This window comes from Ruminococcus sp. NATIVEDY160 (genome assembly GCF_045819885.1).
In the GTDB taxonomy this organism is placed as follows: domain Bacteria; phylum Bacillota; class Clostridia; order Oscillospirales; family Acutalibacteraceae; genus Ruminococcoides.
Map to the genome: position 1 here is coordinate 825,155 of NZ_CP162391.1, position 17,232 is coordinate 842,386.

Genomic DNA, 17,232 nt, shown 5'->3' on the forward strand with positions numbered 1-17,232 from the left:
AGATTAATTCTTTATAATGTTTTTTCATTCACTTTTTTCAAGGAAACACATTATCTGGAAAACAAGGTGTGAAGACACATGGTCAATTGCATTAGTAATTATACTGACTTAATTAATATAAATTGGGAAAGTATTGAACGAAATCATGATATATTCATGTCTAAGGACTGGTTATATATATGGTTAAAGTATTACGGAGATAAGAAGGATTATAGAATATACTATGCTACAGACGAAAGTAATGAAATAAAAGCGGTATTTCCCATAGCTTTCATCAAAGAAAAAGATATTATTACATGCACGCAAATATATGATTCGTGCACTGATTATTCCTATATTATTTGTGATAAACGCTCAAATAAGATTGCTTTGGAATTAATTAATTTCATTTTTCAAAAAGAAACATTTGAAAAAATGATTATTAATAATATACTTATGCAAAGTGATACTTTAAAGATTCTTTTAGAGATTGCTACAAAAAACAAGAAAGAAAGCAAGATAGCTTTTTGCGAGGATAATTATTATATATCAACATCTGGGGATTACTATGATTATTGTCAAAAGAGATCAAAAAACTTGAAAACAAAAATAAAGAAAATAAAAAAGCAAACGAATTATATTTTTCAAGTTGGGCTTGAATATAATGAGGAAATCCTTAACGAAATGATGGAAATTCATCGCCAGCGTTGGAAAGATAGTATGCAAGCCTCAACTTATTTTGATAGTAGAAGAGAAGGATTTGTAAAAGACATATGTCAATTTTTTTCATTAAAAAACAAACTTAGAATATTTATTTTAAAAGATTCCAATACAGGAAAAATAGTGGCTTATCGGTTTGGCTTTATAAATCAAAAAAAATACTATGATTGGAACACGTCTTTTGATATAAATTACAAACAACAATCAATAGGCATTTTATTATGTAATTATGTAATACAATACTGCTTTGAAAACAATATTGAAGAATTCAATTTTTTAAGAGGTGGAGAAAACTATAAAAAAGCGTTTTCAACCGGGAAGAGAGAGCTGGTAACTATAAATATTGACAACACTTTATATACAAACAAAAAAAACCACTTATCTCCTCAAGAGGGCATAAAAGAGGTTTTAATGGATAAAAAGGGATTCATTTTTGATCTCGATGGAGTAGTTTATGCAGGAAACAATCCTATAGATAATACAATTAGATTTATTAACTATTTACAAGAGAAGAATTATTCTGTTGGCTTTTTGACCAATACTAGTTCAAAATCTATCGATGATATAAGAAAAAAGCTTAATCATTTCGGAATTCGAGATCCATTTTATATTGAAACTTCAGCTTCTGCAACTGCACAATACCTAATAGATAATAATATCCGCATCTGCGCTGTTTTTGGAGGCGGAAAAGCTCTTCCAAATGAAATGGAGATAAGAAATATTGAAGTGGTTGATATCTCTTCTAGGCAAAAAAATATAGAAGCGCTTGTTATAGGGTATTCAACAGATTATGATTATGAAAAACTAATTCATATAAATGCCATAATAGCAAAAGGAGCTAGACTTATTGCCACAGATGAAGATAGGATGTTTTCACACAACAAGAAATGCCTTCCAGGAACAGGGTGGATATTGTCCTCAATTGAAACTGTCAATAATATTCATGCCACTGTCATTGGAAAACCTAATGACATCGCTTTATCATATTTATTGAGAAAAATGTCTCTACAAGCTTGTGAAATCGTTATCGTTGGAGATAATTTAGATAGTGATATAAAATCTGCAAAGTTAAGCAATTCACAGAGTTGTTTGCTTTTGGGAGGGGTTAGTAATATGAATGACGTTGCTCGATTGGATGCCAAAAGCAGACCTGAAATTGTATTAGATGATTTAAATAAATTAAAACCATTTATGGAGGAATTGTATGAAAGGAAAAATTAATATCTTAAGTAGCGTAAAAAAAATAAATTACTTAACACCGCCTTCACACATTGTTTTAGTTTCAACCATCTCGAAAAACGGAATCCGAAATGTAGCACCGTTTGGAATGTTTATGATTGCTTCTTCAAAGCCACCAATGGTAGCTATTGGCGTTTCACCGAAGAGTGATACATATAGGAATATAGTAGATACAAAAGAATTTGTAGTTGGTATTCCTATGTATGAGTGTTTAGATAAACTTTACAAAGCAGGAGACAAACTTCCTCCAGAGAAAGATGAATTCCAGTATTCAGGGTTAACGCCATACAATTCTAATAGTATTGCCCCTGCAAAGATAGTGGAGTGCTGTGTTAATATTGAATGCAAATTAAACTGGCTAAAGGAATCAGGAAATCATTTCCTAATCTGTGGCGATGTTATTGATGCTGATATTAACAAAGAACTAATAACATTTGTTGAGGATAGTATTAAGTTGAGAACCTCGCTTGATTGTGCTTATCATATAACAAGTTCAAACTTTGCTGTTGGGTTTTGTGAGATTAAGGATGTTAAGTAGATGCTACATGTATATTTAAGAATTCGTTTTTCTGATTCGATTTCAGTAAATGATGGTAAAAAACATCTTATAAAGGTATTATCAACAGGTAGCTCAAAAGACATTGTTGTTAACTCAAAATCCCAAAATATGCTATGTGGTTTTCATAAGGAACTGGAGTGCAAGATTATTCAGTTCAACGAAGATAAAAGTGTTGATATGGAGATGGTATTTCCTTACTGTTTATCAGGAGCTAACGTTGGTGTTTCAGAATTGATAGGTTCATTATTATATTGTTCTGTTTTTTCTTTCATTGAAAGATACGTTATACTTGACTTTAGTCTAGACGAAACTAGCGAACTATATAAAGGGCCAGAGTTTGGAATTCAAGGAATTCGAAATAAATCTGGAGTGTGTCAGTATCCTCTCTTAGGAACGATTCTAAAACCCAGAACTCGAATTGATATTGCTCGCCAGAACGATGTACTTAAAGAAATACTTGAAACAAAGCTAGTAGACTATATAATAGATGACGAACTAGTAGTAAACCCTCTTTGTTGCAGTTTTAAAGAGAGAATAAGAAACTATAGTGATTTACTTAAGTCAATAAAGAACAATAACAACAAAAATATTCTATATTGGATCAATGCCTCCGCTGATATCGAATTAGCTCAAAATATAATCGAGTATTCAATAAATCTTGGAATAAATACTTTTTGTCTTAATCCTATATCTATGGGCTTTAGTGCTGTAAAGTATATTATTGACAAATTTCGGGGTAAAGCATTATTCATGATAAATAATGTTGGGCGTGGTGTGATAACAAGGAAAAGTGATTATTATATATCCGAAAAAGCGTTGGCCAGATTATCGAGACTGATTGGTGCAGATGCTGTTTATACAGGTCCTATCAGTTCAAATTATCCGTATGACATTCAAATACTTAATGAAGAACGCATAGCTTTACAAAATGATTTTTGTGGTTTCAAACCTTCTTTTGCTGTTACTTCAGGAGATATTGTTAACTGTGTTAACATTACAGATAATATAAAAGCTATTGGTTCCAACATTATGGTACAAATGGGAAGTGGGATTTTAAGTTATGATTACGGCGATAAACTAAATGCTTATAAATTTGTTGCCGATTATGCACTAAATGATGCAATTGCTAATGAAATAGCTTTTGCTTTTTCACAAAAAAAACATGTAGATTCTTTAGAAGGAGATTATTATATGAAAACACAGGATCCTAATATAAAAAGAGCAAAGCAGTTAAATGAACTTTTACAAAAACAGCTTTACCTTAGAAACGAGTATAAAAACGCCTTAACTTTAACCAGAGATCCCCAAGAAACGACTAAGTTTAATACGGAGCTTGATAAGTGTGAAGATACGATAATTGATTTTATGATTAGTTTGCTTAATTTATCAGATGTACTAGACAATATTGATGAGCATCTTTGTAAAGAAGTCTTAGTAATTACTCAGTCTAGAATCGTAGAGGGTGAGGAAGAAAATCAAATTATAAATGAGATTATTCAAACGCTCAAAAGTGAAAACGTAGTCCAAATTGTTGATAATGAAACAAATAAAAAAATAGATAATCTTGATATAAACGCTTCTATAAATAATAAGATTGAGCTCACAATACCTATTATTCCTTTATTGCTAAATTATAAAATGGAATTATCATTAGAGGTTAAACAGCGACTAAATAACACCATTAAAAAACTTTTAAATCTAGTTAAGAAAGAAAAAAAATGAGTGTATTCTTATTTGTTTTAGACGGCTTGGGCGTATTTAATGAAAATTCATTATCAACATATCAGAACCTAACTAAAAAAATATCTATAAATAACAATCAAATAAACTTTTTGTTGAACGCAGGATTAGATAGAGCACTAACCGGTAAATATAATCTGTTATTTCCTAAGTATTGCTATGCAGGTTCGCTAGAAGGTCATAGGGAAATGTTTGATTATTATTCAAACGAAGAATACACTATATGTGATGGAGGTCTATCTAAAGAAATACTTGATGATTTATATATTGAGACGCGAATAAAATGTATTGGAAATATAAAAGGCAGAGGGAAAGACTTGATTCCTGTATTATCAAAAAACAAAGATCAAAAAAGTGTTATACTTTACATCGGTATTGATAGTACAATTTCATTAGCATATGATGTAAAAGAGTTCCGTTTTTCAGACATAGTAAGCTATGCAAATAAGCTATTGAGAATGTTGCACGATAAAAAAATAAACATAAGGAAATTAATTATTCGTGGCTACATAAATCATTTTTCTGATTTGCGAGTAAGAAAAGAAATATTTAAAAAAGTTGATTTTGATGAAAAACTATCCAAACTAGGTTTTTCAAAGTGTTTTGTTAATCCAAAGGTTCAAGATATTTTATGTCTTTCAGGCCCAGAAATCATCCACGCCAATTGTGATAATGAATGCTACAATTACATTTTAAGTAAAAAAATAGCGAGTAATTCACTATACTTTATCAATTTTCCAGATTTTGACTATTATGCACATCAGTGTTTATATAGCAATTGTAAAAATGCCTTAGTAAAGTTTAATGGCTTTTTGCCAGTTTTTCTTAATAAACTGAGTAACAATGATTATGTAATTATCACAAGCGATCATGGAGTAAACTTTATTAATTCCGACTTAAGTAATGCTCATATTAGAGAGGGTGTTTTATTCCTTTGTATCAATGACGGTAAATCATTTGTTCTTAATAGGCAAACTGGATTAGATAATATATATAAAACCATACAAAAAATACAGAAAAACAAAACAATTAGTACTCATTATTCTTTACTTCCATAACTCATTATTTTCATGTTCAATTCTTTGTAATATATTATGCGATATAAGATTACAACATTGAACATATGAATGAGTTTAGGTACATTGAACTATATGATAATATAATCACATTGAAAAATACATCCGCTGCCGAAAGTAACTGTCGACAGCGGGATTTTTCTATACATATACGATTTCATTTAAGACGATTTCTTCTGCGCGGTTGCGTATATTATGTCGACTAAGTCGGCGAGATTACTCTCGCTTTCTCGTCTAAGAACCGTACGTGAGAGTTTCCCCTCATACGGCTCAAGTATTTTATCACGCCAAAGCGCGGTAACATTGGATATGTTTAAGGCAGTCGCCGTGCACATAAATCATATTGTCGACAGCGTTTGTGCCGCCGTCCTTGCGCGGAGTTTTAAAGTGTATTCTTCTTTCTTCCGCCAAGTCAATAGATTTGGAGCAAACAGGGCATATGCCTTTTTGATTTTTCCATACAGTCTTGAATTTTCCCGACAATCTTCTCATTCCGTTTTGAAACTTACGTTTTTCAAAATATTCAGGCTCCAAATAAGGATTTGCGCTTGCCCGAATTTTTACGTGTCTGGTTATCGGTGTGTGTGCTGCTTCCTTCAATTCGGTTTATCCATTGGGATGTTTTCCAGCAGCCATTGATGACTGATGTGGTCAAAGCATCCCTTGATATCTCCCTCTAATATCCATTGTGCTGCATTGCGGCGGGACAACAACTGAAAGAGGTGTTCGCACGCGTCCTGACAGCACCTGCCTTTTCGGAATCCGAACGAGCGGCGGTCTGCTGTTGTTTCAGCTATGGGCTCTAACGCAAGCGCATACAGCGCCTGCATTGCTCTGTCGTACATAGTTGGAATGCCTAAGGGTCTTTTCTTGTTTTTGCCCTTCTTTTCGATATACACTCTCCTCAGCGGTTTTGCTTTGTAGTGCCTGTCCGTCAGCGAGAGCGCGGCTTGCATTTTCTCGGCGGCTGTTTTCCACAGCTCTCCGTCAACGCCAGCCGTTCTCTTTCCTTTGTTCGTCGTGACACGCTTTACAGCTAATAGCTTTGCATAGAAAGAATGCGTCAGCAGAAACTGTAATCTTTTGACTGTATTTTGTTTGTTTTCCGATGTTGCCTTAGCAATTCTGAATTGCAGTCTGTTAACATATTCCTCTGCCTGCTTCCAGTTGATTGAGTTCCACTGTTTTTCAAGCCCGGATTTGTCAGATAACCTCTCGGATTTCTCCGTCGTTGAGTTATTACCTTTCACAGATTTGCCCCCTTTCATGCCATAAAATACCTTTGGACAAGTCTGCGCCCTTTCAGGCTACGGCAAATTTTGAACCGCTATACGCCGTCGTTACAACAGCGCCGTTCGCTTTTTGTCCTGTTCCTTTGCCCTCTGTGTCGTTTCTTACCCTTGCGGGAGCGATACCTCTGTTGCAAAGGAACACATAGGGTTTACCGTGTTCCGTTCAGTTAATACTGCGAATGCCTTAGGAGCCATCTATGAGCCGGGAGCATTTTGTCCATTCACGATAGGGTTAATGAAGCCCCTTCGCCTGTCTCCGTACCTTTTGGTTCAAGCGTTTCAGCCCGTTTCGCTTGTCGTAGCGTGACGACCCTTACGATGATTAACTTGTGTTCTCCATAGCATTCTTATCCTTGCAGTTCATCCGCCTTGGGCTGGCAGATTATCCACGTTGTCATGTGAGCTTCCCACCCTCGCGTTACCGCTTGCGCAGGTCACATTAGGATTACCCCGAATGGATAGGGCAGCATTTCTGCAATTAACTGTACGACTTTCACGTCACACTCATACGACGCACCCAAGCCATTTGGTCGGCTGCTTTGAGCGCCTCGGTCACGCCTTCTTGTTTGGCGATGGCTTTGACGAGGGTATCCATACGCTCGTTACATTCCTTTTCAACCTCTGCCAAATGCGGACGCAGTTTACATGAGGTCAAAAGATTGTAGTATAGGATTCTATGGTGTTCTTTCAGATAACGCCTGCGGCGTTGTCCCCATATACCAATCTCGTAATCGTCCTGATCCGGTACAGTAAGATTAGGGAGCAGATAATCTCCCTGCCGGCTGTATGTACCGCCGAGCTGTTCAAAAATAGTTTTCTGTTTCATGACAGACTCCTTTCATAGTAATAGTTTTACAGTTCGGATTGTAGATTATACTCCTTTCCTATAACTGCTTTTCAATTTACCACAAATGAGCCGCAGTCATATGTACTAAGGTAGTAGAAACTACCCTTTACATAATAGCTCTTGGATGGCGTTGGTGTTAACATGGGTAGCGACGACGATCTGAAAGCCCGGAAAGTAGTCCGCAAATTTCAAGCCGATCTCGTGAGCCGTCTCGGGAGTGAGGTCGTCGTCGGGCGAGAATGACTGCACAATATGGTAGTAACTCCTGCCGTCCTCCTTGTGAAAACGCTTCTTAACAAACCGAAATTCGTCGAGAGCACTCTCGGGAGAACAGTTTACACCACTGACAAGTTTGCTTTCGGTCGCTTCGTCGCGCATGACATAGTCGAAGATATTATTCAGCGGACTTCCTGCAGGAGCGAATTTAACGATTGCCATATCCGCGCCACCTCCTCTCTCGTCTCGCTCAAATCGACCTCATAAGCGAAGCCGGAGTTGACCGCGCGCGTCAGTTGGTTGAGATTATTTCCGATTTTTCTCAGCTCGGAAGCGAGCTCGTCGACGCCTTTCACAACAATAATTTTCTTATCCAACGCACAGTCACGCAGATACATGCTCGGCGTTCGGTAGGAAGAATACGCCTTTTCTTCAATCATTTCTCTCTGCTCGGGCGTGACACGGCAGGAGAGAATTTCTGTTTTCGCTTGTTTTTTCATAAAAATATACCTCCAAATAGTTTTTTAAAGGGGTGCGGGCCTTGCCCGCATCTGCCTTCGCGGCCGCCGGAAACCGGCGGTCGTAATACGAAGGCGAAACTGGCAATAAAGTAAGAAAAGCCGAGGCTCGGAGCCCTCAATTAACGACCGGCGAGGACTAAGCTGTGGAGTTGCCGTAGGCAACGGAACAGATTAGACGAGTGGAAGTTAATTGAGGAACAGCGGAGAGCAACGAGGCTAGACATCAAAAAGTCAGCATAAAAAACTTTCCCTCGCTTCGACAAAATTCGCTTGAATTTGATATGCGGTTTTTGTAGAATAGGGGTACTGTATTGTGGGGCAATCCGGGCAACCGTAATCAATTCTCGGAGTTCATCAGCTTTTTCGGAATCACCCCGGGGCAACGCCGAGGCAATAAATCGCCCCGGTTATCACCCCGGCAGAAAAGAGATAGTCCAGTGTTTGCGAGCCTTTCCAAACCTTATCACCCGAATCACCCCGTTATTCACCCAGACCAACGATATAGTCAAATTCCGATTTTGGAATCCAAATCAATCGTTTGGTTTTGTTGTTGATGTTTATGGATCTGGTATTTTTTCCCGACTTCTTTTCCTTTCGCGATATACCTTCCTCCGCAAGTGCTTTCAGTAAATCGTTCTTTAAAATCGTGAAATTCTCACCCTGCTTATCACAAAGACTTTTCACCATTGTATGAGCCGCGTCGGCATTCAGGTAATAGTTTTTATCATCCTCATAACCGACGAATCCATTCGGCAAATAATCCGGAGGATTAAATCTGTTCAGTACAAATGCCTGTCCGCTTTCAATCAGAGAATATAATTTCTGAATAAATACATGCGTCGGCTTGTCCTGTTCAATATTCATGCTCTGCTTCTTTGCAAGCTCATACAGACAATCTCTGCAACGCATATATGTCGATTGACAATCTTCTTCGGAAATAATTTCATAGTCCAGCAGAAAAGATAGAAAGTATTCCATACCTATCATAAGCCACGCGAACATTTCAGGCACTCTGCCGTGACAGAGGATTCCTGAGCTCGAAAATTCATCACGGTAACTCTCAAAGAGATGTTTTAGATTTTCAACAAATGACTGCACGGCGTCCTTGCCTTTCAGGTACCGCGACTTTATCCACTCTGTGTAAGCCAGCATACAGCTGCGCAACGTGCCTTTTTCCGCTTCACGCTGAAAGGAAGAAAGGTTTTTCAAATCAATCATTCCGTCGCGCAGCTCTAACGAGAAATATCTTGCTGTACCGCTCTCGCCGATATCGGGAGCTCGCTCGGCTGTGATAATGGCGTTGCCCTGAGGCGGACGCGACTCCATTGGAGTGGAATCGGATTTCAATTTTCCTCTGCCGATACGGTCGCCGTAACCGCGCATGACTAACTGAGCAGTTTCTGTCAGCCTGTTGACTTCTTTCCTGACGCTCGGATGAAAATCATCAATGCAGGTCAATACATCCTTCAGCGAAAAAGCATTGTACATAATGCTATTGGCAGTGTCACGGAAAGAGAGCGGCAAATCCGAACCTGAAAATCTTCCGTAAAACGAAAGGCATAACGCCGCCAGCGTACTCTTGCGCGTTCCGGTTTTACCGAGCAGACAAAGAACAAACTTCGGCTCATAATTAGCCTGATGAAGAAATTCATTAAGCGGAGTGAGAAAAGTGAAAGCCAGCAACGGCAAAGTGATTTCATCGGGTGCAAATGAGAATTCACTTGTCATAAAAAATGCGCTTGACAAATCGGAGATTTTCCAATCAGTTGCTTTTTCATAGCGACTGAGCTTACCCCGTAAGCTGACATCATACTTTCCGTCGTTCGGCAACAAATATTCCCACTTACCGTCGATATGCTTCCAGCCGGTAACATGGTAAACGTGTATTTTCTCCGCATTCTCCGTTGTAAGCTGAATAGCGTGACGGACGGTTTCCTTTATGCTTCTTTCGGGTTCAAGAACGCAATCCGCTCCCCAGCGTTCTATCAACCAGTTGAAGTTTCCAAGCTCAGAACCTGACACATCAATCTCCGGAAGCAATCTGCCGCTCGAATGAACGCCGCCTAAGCGAAGCTCATACTTTTCTTCTACGCCGTCGTCAACGCTGACCTCTTTGACGATATACGGCAAAAAGTTACTGAGCTTCTTTGTTGTGATTCCGCTTTTGGTGGTTACCTCTTTGTAAAGGCAGCCGTTAATAACCTTGTACGGCAGCGGATACTGTACAGGGCTTGTGCTTGAATTACTCATCTGTAATTCCTCCTTAAAATTATTTTGTGAATACAAAACTCCCGCCTAGGAAAAGTGGGAGTAGTATTCATTTTTTGCGGATTGACGATCCAGCCTTAACCGGCATTCGGCTAAATCATCCTTCCACTCTATCAATGTCAAATATTTTAAAAAGTCCGTATTTTGATATGACAAGTCAAAAATCTTTCCAAAAAGGGGTTGTGACAATCGAACAGTTGTGCTATAATATTATCGAACGGAGGTTCTAATATGAAGTTTATCGAAAATTCAAACGAGGGTTACCACCTCTATAACCGCTTTTCAGCAGACTTCTCCGACGATACAGTCAGACTAAACAACCGCAACTATCCGCTGGGAGCGGTCAGTAAAATGGCGGCGAATATATCTAAGAGTGAAATGGACGAAATTTTGAAGCTCGGCGGTAAAGCACTGAACTGCTATCAAACGATATCGGTTTTGGGATACAACCGAAACGTCTTTCTCATTCATAAGGACGTAATTCTGGATATGCTGTCATATATGAAAAAGCTTGAGATTTTTCAGTGCTTTGATTATGAGGAATCCAAAAGTCTGATTGATGATTTATTATCGGAAGAGTCTTTAGACCAATATGAGGATTTTCTTAGTACGGAAAAACCTCTTACCGAGGAAAGGGTTATTGAGCTGAAGAAAATAAAAAAGCGTTACGCTTACGCTATTGAGTTGGGTCTGATTTATGCCTATATCGGAATCGATACCGCCAACTTCGCCACAGCTGTTCAAAACTTTACTGTGATGTTTATGGAGAAAGCATCGCGCCAAAAATCCGAGCTTGCAAAAACTGCTTTCGAACTATTTAACGATGAGTTATTTATGTTTTTTCTTGAGCAGTCAAATCCCGCTGTTAAATCTATGTGGGGCTTTTCCGTTAAGTCTATGAATACGGTCGTGCCGGTGATTGACGAGGTGAATGGAGAGTATAAAATCCTGCGCAGAGTATATTTCAGCCGTATGATGGATTTCTTTGTCATGGATTTTTTCGAGGCGCTTAGCCACGGGCATTACCTTTGGCAGTGCGGTATTTGCGGAAAATATTTTTTGATGACGACCGCGCACCGGCAGTTATACTGTGAAGAGAAAAATCCGCAATATGATGTGCCGTGTAAATATGTCGCCAAGCATCCGGAAATCACAAACGGGAAAAAGGAATCACAAAAGAAATCGGATACACCTATTCGTATTCTATGGAAGAAAAGAGATAACACCATCAGACAAAGAAAAAGCCGCCACAAATACAGCGACGCTGAATTTGAAGCGGCAAAAGAATATATTATGGATTGCTATGAACAAGCGCAGACTAATTTTGATTATGCGGCAGAGCAATACGAAAAGGATATGGAATTAACAGCGATTGATGAATATGTACGGAGAATCACGGATGTATGAGTTGGATTACATGCACGAACGGTTGGATTGGAATGAATATTTTACACGATATAAGGAAACGGGAGATATAAAATATTACAGGGAGTTTCTTCACTTTTATGAGCCTGTGTTGGATAGAAAAACAAAGCGATTTATTGAACGGTACGAGTTAGATGATTATCGAGCTGAGGATTTGAAGCAGATTTTTTCTTTTCTGCTGTGGGAAGAATTGCAAAACTATGATTCCGATATTCCTCTGTTGCAAATGATAAAGTACAAGGTACAGACTGCGTGGCAGGAGTACGTTAGGGTAAATTGCGGCAATTTTAAAATTGATAACCGTCATCAGTATTTACTCCTGAAAAAGATAGCGTATCTTTACTATCGGAAGAAAGATAATAATAATTCTCTATCAGAAATAATCTCCGAGATTGCGGCTGAGTTGAACCTGACAGAGGAAAGCGTTGAGAATTACCTTGTTGCGGTCTCGACCTTCAAGCCAAAGTACAACGCGGATTTCTATGCAAATGATGATGAAGATGATTTCTATTCCTCTGCTGTGGACTCTGTTGCAAATGATTTGGATACGGAAGCGTTGTATTTTAAGTTGCTGCAACAGGAAAAGCTCAATAGCGCGCTTGCCGATCTTCGCAAGCCGGATAGGTTGTTGATTGAATATGTCTATGGCATTTGTCCTAAGTGTCTGAAAAATAAAGAGAAGAAAACCTTGCGTGAAGCGTCGCTGCTGTTAGGCTTGACCGAGGACGGCGCGGAAAAGAAGCTGAAAAACATACTGAATAAGCTGAAAAAGAGCATGGAAGAGTAAAGGCTGCGGGCAGTGTGCTCCGCAGTCTTTTTTTTGCCCACAAACCGCGACAAACCGCCTGTGTGGGCTTTGTTTGCGAGGTCGGGTAAAACGTGCCCCACCGATTCTTTCGCGCGACACGGGGCGAAACAGGGCGCGTAAGGTGATGCTTGTTATTGTTTTAATAAAATATGTCTTGCAATTTGCACTACAGTGTTGTACAATTAAATTGAAAGATGGTTGATTTATTATGATGAAAGATGCAACTGTCAGCGCACGTGTTCAGTCAGATATAAAAACAGAAGCTGAAGAGATATTAAAAAACCTCGGCATTCCTGTGTCCGTTTTAATCAATTCTCTGTACCGTCAAATTATTTACAGGCACGGAGTACCGTTTGAGCTAACCGTTCCTGCTGCGCCTGCGACAATGCATATATTAACAAAAGAAGAATTAGACAGAAAGCTTCAGCACAGCTACGACCAATCATTAAACGGTCAAGGTGTATCCGCCAATCATTTTTTTGATGAGCTTGAAAGGGATTTGACGTGATGGAGCACTATAACGTTATTATCACACCCGATGCCGCAGTGGATTTATCTCAGCTTAAAAGCTATATCGCCTATACGTTGCAAGCGCCGGAGACCGCTATGAAATATATTCACGGATTACGGTAAGAGATTGAAAAGCTCGAATCGTTTCCGGGCGCTACTGCGCCTGTTTCGGATGAACCGTGGCATTCGCGCGGAATCAGAAGAATAATTTACAAGAAATATTATATCTATTACAGAATAGATGAAAACGCAAAGTGCGTATATATTTTGAACGTGATTTACGCAAGACGTAATCCGCTTAACGCGCTTTCAGAATACAACTAAAAAACAGCTGTGGAGCGTATTGAGCCACAGCTGTATTTGCGCCCACAAACCGCGACAAACCGCCTGTGTGGGCTTTGTTGGGCGAGGTCGGGTACGTGCCCCACCGATTCTTTCGCGCGACACGGGGCGAAACAGGGCGCGTTAGGTTTTCTCACTGCTCATAGCTTCAATCATCAGATGACACCCCTTCGGTGCAGCTGAAAAATCCCGTCGCTTCCACACTAACACCACAACAATTTTATACTCGCAGGTATGGCGGAATTGGCAGACGCGCATGGTTCAGGTCCATGTGAAAGCAATTTCATGCAGGTTCAAGTCCTGTTACCTGCACCAAACAGTAAAAATCCGAACCTTCTCCCAGTTGGAGACGGGTTCGGATTTGTGCTTTTGTTATGATGTTTTTTAATTACAATGTATTATTAAACAAAGACATTTGAGGATTAGATTTGTTTGTAATGAGCTGATTAATAAAATGTTCAGAGCACTTATCTTTGAAGAAATTCAACAAAATCTCTTTACTCCAACTCTCAAATAATAAATCTCTTCTTTCCAAAAACATTTGCTCTAACTCTATAAATGAAATAAAGTTTCCACTCTTACTTGTACCCCTTTTTTGAATTATTTCATATCTATCTAAATTCAATTTTTTCTTTTCATCTAATTCTATTATCCAACCAATTGCTAAATGTTGACTGCTTTTTACTCCATAACTTGGAGTGTATAAAACAAAAGGTTGATAATTATCTATACAATATGAAATACCGATTTCTTCCAATAATTCTCTTTCCAATGTGTTTTTGGCCGTGGAAACAAAATTATTTTTTTTATTATTTGTTTCATCTTCCTGCCTCATGTGTCCGCCGGCATATAATAATAGTTTTCCAGACTCTGGCGAATACTTAGAAGTACTTTGTTTAGTTTTCTTTATACACAGTATTTTGTTTCTCTCTAAATTTGTTATTACAGCAATAGGAATAGGTTGTATAAATTGCTCATTACTCTCAACCTCATCACGGTTAGCAAAACTATATGAATCTAATGAAGACTTAATTGTTTCAAAATCATTGATTCCTTCTCTTAAGGTGATTTCACTTTTAGGAATGTAACCGATTTTTTCGATTAACATATCTTTTAACACCTCTAATGTGCTAAGTGTAACTTCATATCCCACATCATTTTGTTCTTTATCAGTAGTATCAATCTGATGTGTTGCTCGAAATTCACTTCTATATTCATCAATAGTATCCTTAACTGATTTCAAATATTGTTCAAGAACATTTTCCCGCATAATACTTCCACGTTTAGTTGTGAGTAGATTAGCGTATTCTCTTTCAATGGATTCTTGGGGAGAAACCATAAAAACGTAAACCAAATCAATGTTTTTTTGCCACCTATATATTGTTGCAAATTTCGTTAATACATTATATTCATATTCACTCATATTATGTTGAGTTTTTAACCATCTAAACCAGCATAAAGCATCAAATATTCCTCTATCTGAAATAATTATATCAATATCTTCTCCGTTTCTAGCTCTATCCATTTTTTCGTTAATTTCGTTAATAGCAGATGTACAGGTCCATACATTAAATATGGGATTATGCTTATCGCTTATTGGACTAACACTTGCTCTCTCACTTAAAACCGAAGTTTTAAATCCGTTTCTTTTCAAGAATAAATTTAAAGAATTAATACAAGAAGTTTTCCCTGCTTTGGGACTACCACAGAATTCTATTACTATGGGTCTGCGCTGACGATGTAGTTTTTTTAATTTTAACACTTCGCTTGCTAACTGCTCAAGTTCAATTATCTTCTCTTTGTTCTTTTCTATATAAGTATTGTCATTGTTCATTGTTTTTATTCTCCTTAATTATATTATTGATAACATTTTCACCATATCTATCTAATTTTAGAATTAGTTTTCCATTGCTATATCCAACAAAAAAAGATATTATTACAGAAATTAAAAAGAAATTGCTGTTATCAAATTCCTGACCTGCATTCACAAAAAATATACCACTTATTATTCCTATATTTATTATTATCGATAAGATACCACTTATAATTGGGCGGAAATAAAAATAGATTTTTGCACCAAGTTTTCTGTAATAAGTGTTTTCTAATAGAATTGAAGAATCATTAACTAGATTTTGAATCGCTGACTTATATAATTTCCTAATGTAATAAATTGTGGCTCCTAACACTCCACTTGGGAAATCAAACATCAGAATTCCTATCAGTTTTGAGAATCCGTTATTATGTATTTCAAAATTAAATACTAAGGAAAAACATAACCAAAAAAAAGATAGAATTAATACTGTAATATAATAAATAAAAAGATGTTTTATTTCATTCTTTTCTAGAAAAATCCATTTTTCTTGATTATCTAATTTATGATTGTTCTGCATTTCACTCATGATAGTCACCTCTAAGTTTTATACATTTATAATTCTATCATATATTTTTCATACTTTCCATTTATTAATTTGTAGAATTTATATTTTGGTTTTTGTTGATAATATACCAAAAAACTCATACAATTTTGTGAACAATGTTTTGAACTGCCATGTGATTAAAAATCGAGATAATGAATCAATCAATATTCCATGTTTTTTTATTTTACATCTTCATTTCCTTCCTCTGCTGTAACCACTCCGGTTTATTTCTCCGCCCTACTTTACTTTCGAGGAGAGCCTGGAACTATGAGAGGAAACATTTTGCGAGGGATTCAAATTCATACTGTAGCATGTTGCTTTATTTTGCCAATATACAACATCACGGCATGCCTTTGTTGCAGTTGATAAAATATGATGTGCTGTCAGCATGGCACGACTATGTGCGAATCAACTGCGGCAATTTCAATTTGGATAACCGTCATCAATATGCGGTACTGAAAAAGATAGCGTATATGTACTTTCAGAAGAAAGAAAATGATAAACCGCTGTCACAAATTATTTCCGAAATTGCAGAGGAAATGGATTTGTCGGAAGATAGCATAGAAAACTATTTGATTGCCGTAACCACTTTCAAGCCAAAGTATAACGCTGATTTTTACGGCAGTGATGAGGACGAAGATTACTATTCTTCTGCGGTGGATTCCGCTGATAATTGTTTATATACAGAACATATCTTTTTCAAGTTATGCCGACAAGAAAAGTTATTGAACGCCCTCGCCAAACTCAACAAGAAAGACCAGATGTTGATAGAGTACATCTACGGTATCTGTCCGCAGTGTCTGAAAAACAAAGAGCGAAAAACAATCCGCCAAGTGTCCTTGCTGCTCGGCTTGACCGAGGACGGCGCTCAAAAGAAACTGAAATCAATTCTAAATAAGCTACGAAAGCTGCTACAAGAGTAAAGGCAGTGGAAACATTCTGCGTTGTTTCCACTGCCTTCAATTTTGCCCCACAAACCGCGACAAATCGCCTGTGTGGGCTATGTTCGTCGTGGTCGGGACATTTTTCGAAGGTTTTGTTTGAGCGACACAGGGCGAAATATCGCGCGTTTATTTTTTCAAAAACAACTGGCTTTCTCTAACCGATTGACTTTTACTATAGAAATATACGGATACTAATGTACAGTAACAATATTTTACCTAAAATCAACCCCATGAAAACAATAAATGCAACATTGTCCGGCAATAATTGACAATGTATTTTAACGCTTGACATAAATAGAAAAAATGATATAATATTATAAGATATATTA

At 37.5% G+C, this 17,232-nt stretch carries 17 protein-coding genes, 1 tRNA gene and 1 pseudogene; 10 read left to right on the forward strand and 9 right to left on the reverse strand.

The features are described 5' to 3' along the window. The first annotated feature begins 78 nt into the window (after nt 1-78). The 4 genes from AB1I49_RS03945 to AB1I49_RS03960 are packed head-to-tail and all read left to right on the forward strand — an operon-like array spanning nt 79 to nt 5,295. Complete coding sequence (locus tag AB1I49_RS03945; protein WP_407721413.1) at nt 79-1,920, forward strand: HAD-IIA family hydrolase; 1,842 nt, start codon at nt 79-81, stop codon at nt 1,918-1,920. Beyond that, on the forward strand, nt 1,904-2,476 hold the full coding sequence (locus AB1I49_RS03950) for a flavin reductase family protein (protein WP_407721414.1): 573 nt from the start codon (nt 1,904-1,906) through the stop codon (nt 2,474-2,476). The genes AB1I49_RS03945 and AB1I49_RS03950 overlap by 17 nt, the downstream gene beginning before the upstream one ends. After that, nucleotides 2,477-4,219: a RuBisCO large subunit C-terminal-like domain-containing protein gene (locus tag AB1I49_RS03955; RefSeq protein ID WP_407721415.1), complete on the forward strand. Its 1,743-nt coding sequence runs from the start codon at nt 2,477-2,479 to the stop codon at nt 4,217-4,219. Continuing rightward, a complete protein-coding gene (locus AB1I49_RS03960; protein WP_407721416.1) occupies nt 4,216-5,295 on the forward strand; it encodes an alkaline phosphatase family protein in 1,080 nt (359 codons plus the stop codon). Before AB1I49_RS03955 ends, AB1I49_RS03960 begins: the two co-directional genes overlap by 4 nt. A gap of 300 nt (nt 5,296-5,595) precedes the next feature. On the opposite strand, the gene AB1I49_RS03965 is transcribed toward AB1I49_RS03960, so the two are convergent. The 7 genes and pseudogenes from AB1I49_RS03965 to AB1I49_RS03995 form a co-directional block, all read right to left on the reverse strand. Next, entirely contained in the window at nt 5,596-5,805 is a 210-nt protein-coding gene (locus tag AB1I49_RS03965) for an HNH endonuclease signature motif containing protein (protein ID WP_407721417.1), read from the reverse strand. A 113-nt stretch (nt 5,806-5,918) separates the two neighbouring features. Then, nucleotides 5,919-6,563: pseudogene (locus tag AB1I49_RS03970) on the reverse strand (reverse transcriptase N-terminal domain-containing protein); the annotation flags it as partial. A 52-nt stretch (nt 6,564-6,615) separates the two neighbouring features. After that, a complete protein-coding gene (locus AB1I49_RS03975; RefSeq protein WP_407721418.1) occupies nt 6,616-6,747 on the reverse strand; it encodes a hypothetical protein in 132 nt (43 codons plus the stop codon). A gap of 351 nt (nt 6,748-7,098) precedes the next feature. Continuing rightward, nucleotides 7,099-7,431 (reverse strand): TnpV protein, encoded by a 333-nt coding sequence (locus AB1I49_RS03980; protein ID WP_407721419.1) that lies wholly within the window; start codon nt 7,429-7,431, stop codon nt 7,099-7,101. Nucleotides 7,432-7,551: 120 nt separating this feature from the next. Further along, on the reverse strand, nt 7,552-7,890 hold the full coding sequence (locus AB1I49_RS03985; protein ID WP_407721420.1) for a relaxase/mobilization nuclease domain-containing protein: 339 nt from the start codon (nt 7,888-7,890) through the stop codon (nt 7,552-7,554). Then, entirely contained in the window at nt 7,851-8,168 is a 318-nt protein-coding gene (locus AB1I49_RS03990; protein ID WP_407721421.1) for a plasmid mobilization protein, read from the reverse strand. Before AB1I49_RS03990 ends, AB1I49_RS03985 begins: the two co-directional genes overlap by 40 nt. Before the next feature lie 501 nt (nt 8,169-8,669). Then, entirely contained in the window at nt 8,670-10,439 is a 1,770-nt protein-coding gene (locus tag AB1I49_RS03995) for a hypothetical protein (RefSeq protein WP_407721422.1), read from the reverse strand. Between the two features lie 249 nt (nt 10,440-10,688). On the opposite strand from AB1I49_RS03995, the gene AB1I49_RS04000 reads away from it, so the two are divergent. From AB1I49_RS04000 to AB1I49_RS04020, 5 genes are all read left to right on the forward strand, one after another. Continuing rightward, nucleotides 10,689-11,864 carry a DUF6076 domain-containing protein gene (locus AB1I49_RS04000; RefSeq protein ID WP_407721423.1) on the forward strand — a complete coding sequence of 392 codons (1,176 nt, stop codon included), beginning with the start codon at nt 10,689-10,691 and terminating at the stop codon, nt 11,862-11,864. Beyond that, nucleotides 11,833-12,669, forward strand: a complete 837-nt coding sequence (locus AB1I49_RS04005) for a hypothetical protein (protein ID WP_407721425.1) — start codon at nt 11,833-11,835, stop codon at nt 12,667-12,669. Before AB1I49_RS04000 ends, AB1I49_RS04005 begins: the two co-directional genes overlap by 32 nt. Before the next feature lie 229 nt (nt 12,670-12,898). Next, nucleotides 12,899-13,198 carry a type II toxin-antitoxin system RelB/DinJ family antitoxin gene (locus AB1I49_RS04010; protein ID WP_407721426.1) on the forward strand — a complete coding sequence of 100 codons (300 nt, stop codon included), beginning with the start codon at nt 12,899-12,901 and terminating at the stop codon, nt 13,196-13,198. Between the two features lie 128 nt (nt 13,199-13,326). Continuing rightward, nucleotides 13,327-13,524, forward strand: a complete 198-nt coding sequence (locus AB1I49_RS04015) for a type II toxin-antitoxin system RelE/ParE family toxin (RefSeq protein WP_407721630.1) — start codon at nt 13,327-13,329, stop codon at nt 13,522-13,524. A gap of 246 nt (nt 13,525-13,770) precedes the next feature. Further along, nucleotides 13,771-13,857: transfer RNA gene (locus AB1I49_RS04020), tRNA-Leu, on the forward strand. A gap of 73 nt (nt 13,858-13,930) precedes the next feature. On the opposite strand, the gene AB1I49_RS04025 is transcribed toward AB1I49_RS04020, so the two are convergent. Then, the gene (locus AB1I49_RS04025; protein WP_201427562.1) at nt 13,931-15,376 is read right to left on the reverse strand and encodes a hypothetical protein; all 1,446 of its coding nucleotides are present in this window, start codon (nt 15,374-15,376) and stop codon (nt 13,931-13,933) included. Further along, the gene (locus tag AB1I49_RS04030; protein ID WP_201427563.1) at nt 15,366-15,941 is read right to left on the reverse strand and encodes a hypothetical protein; all 576 of its coding nucleotides are present in this window, start codon (nt 15,939-15,941) and stop codon (nt 15,366-15,368) included. Before AB1I49_RS04030 ends, AB1I49_RS04025 begins: the two co-directional genes overlap by 11 nt. Nucleotides 15,942-16,387: 446 nt before the next feature. Between AB1I49_RS04030 and AB1I49_RS04035 the strand changes: the two genes are divergently transcribed. Further along, nucleotides 16,388-16,882, forward strand: a complete 495-nt coding sequence (locus AB1I49_RS04035; RefSeq protein ID WP_407721427.1) for a sigma-70 RNA polymerase sigma factor region 4 domain-containing protein — start codon at nt 16,388-16,390, stop codon at nt 16,880-16,882. The last annotated feature ends 350 nt before the right edge of the window (nt 16,883-17,232 follow it).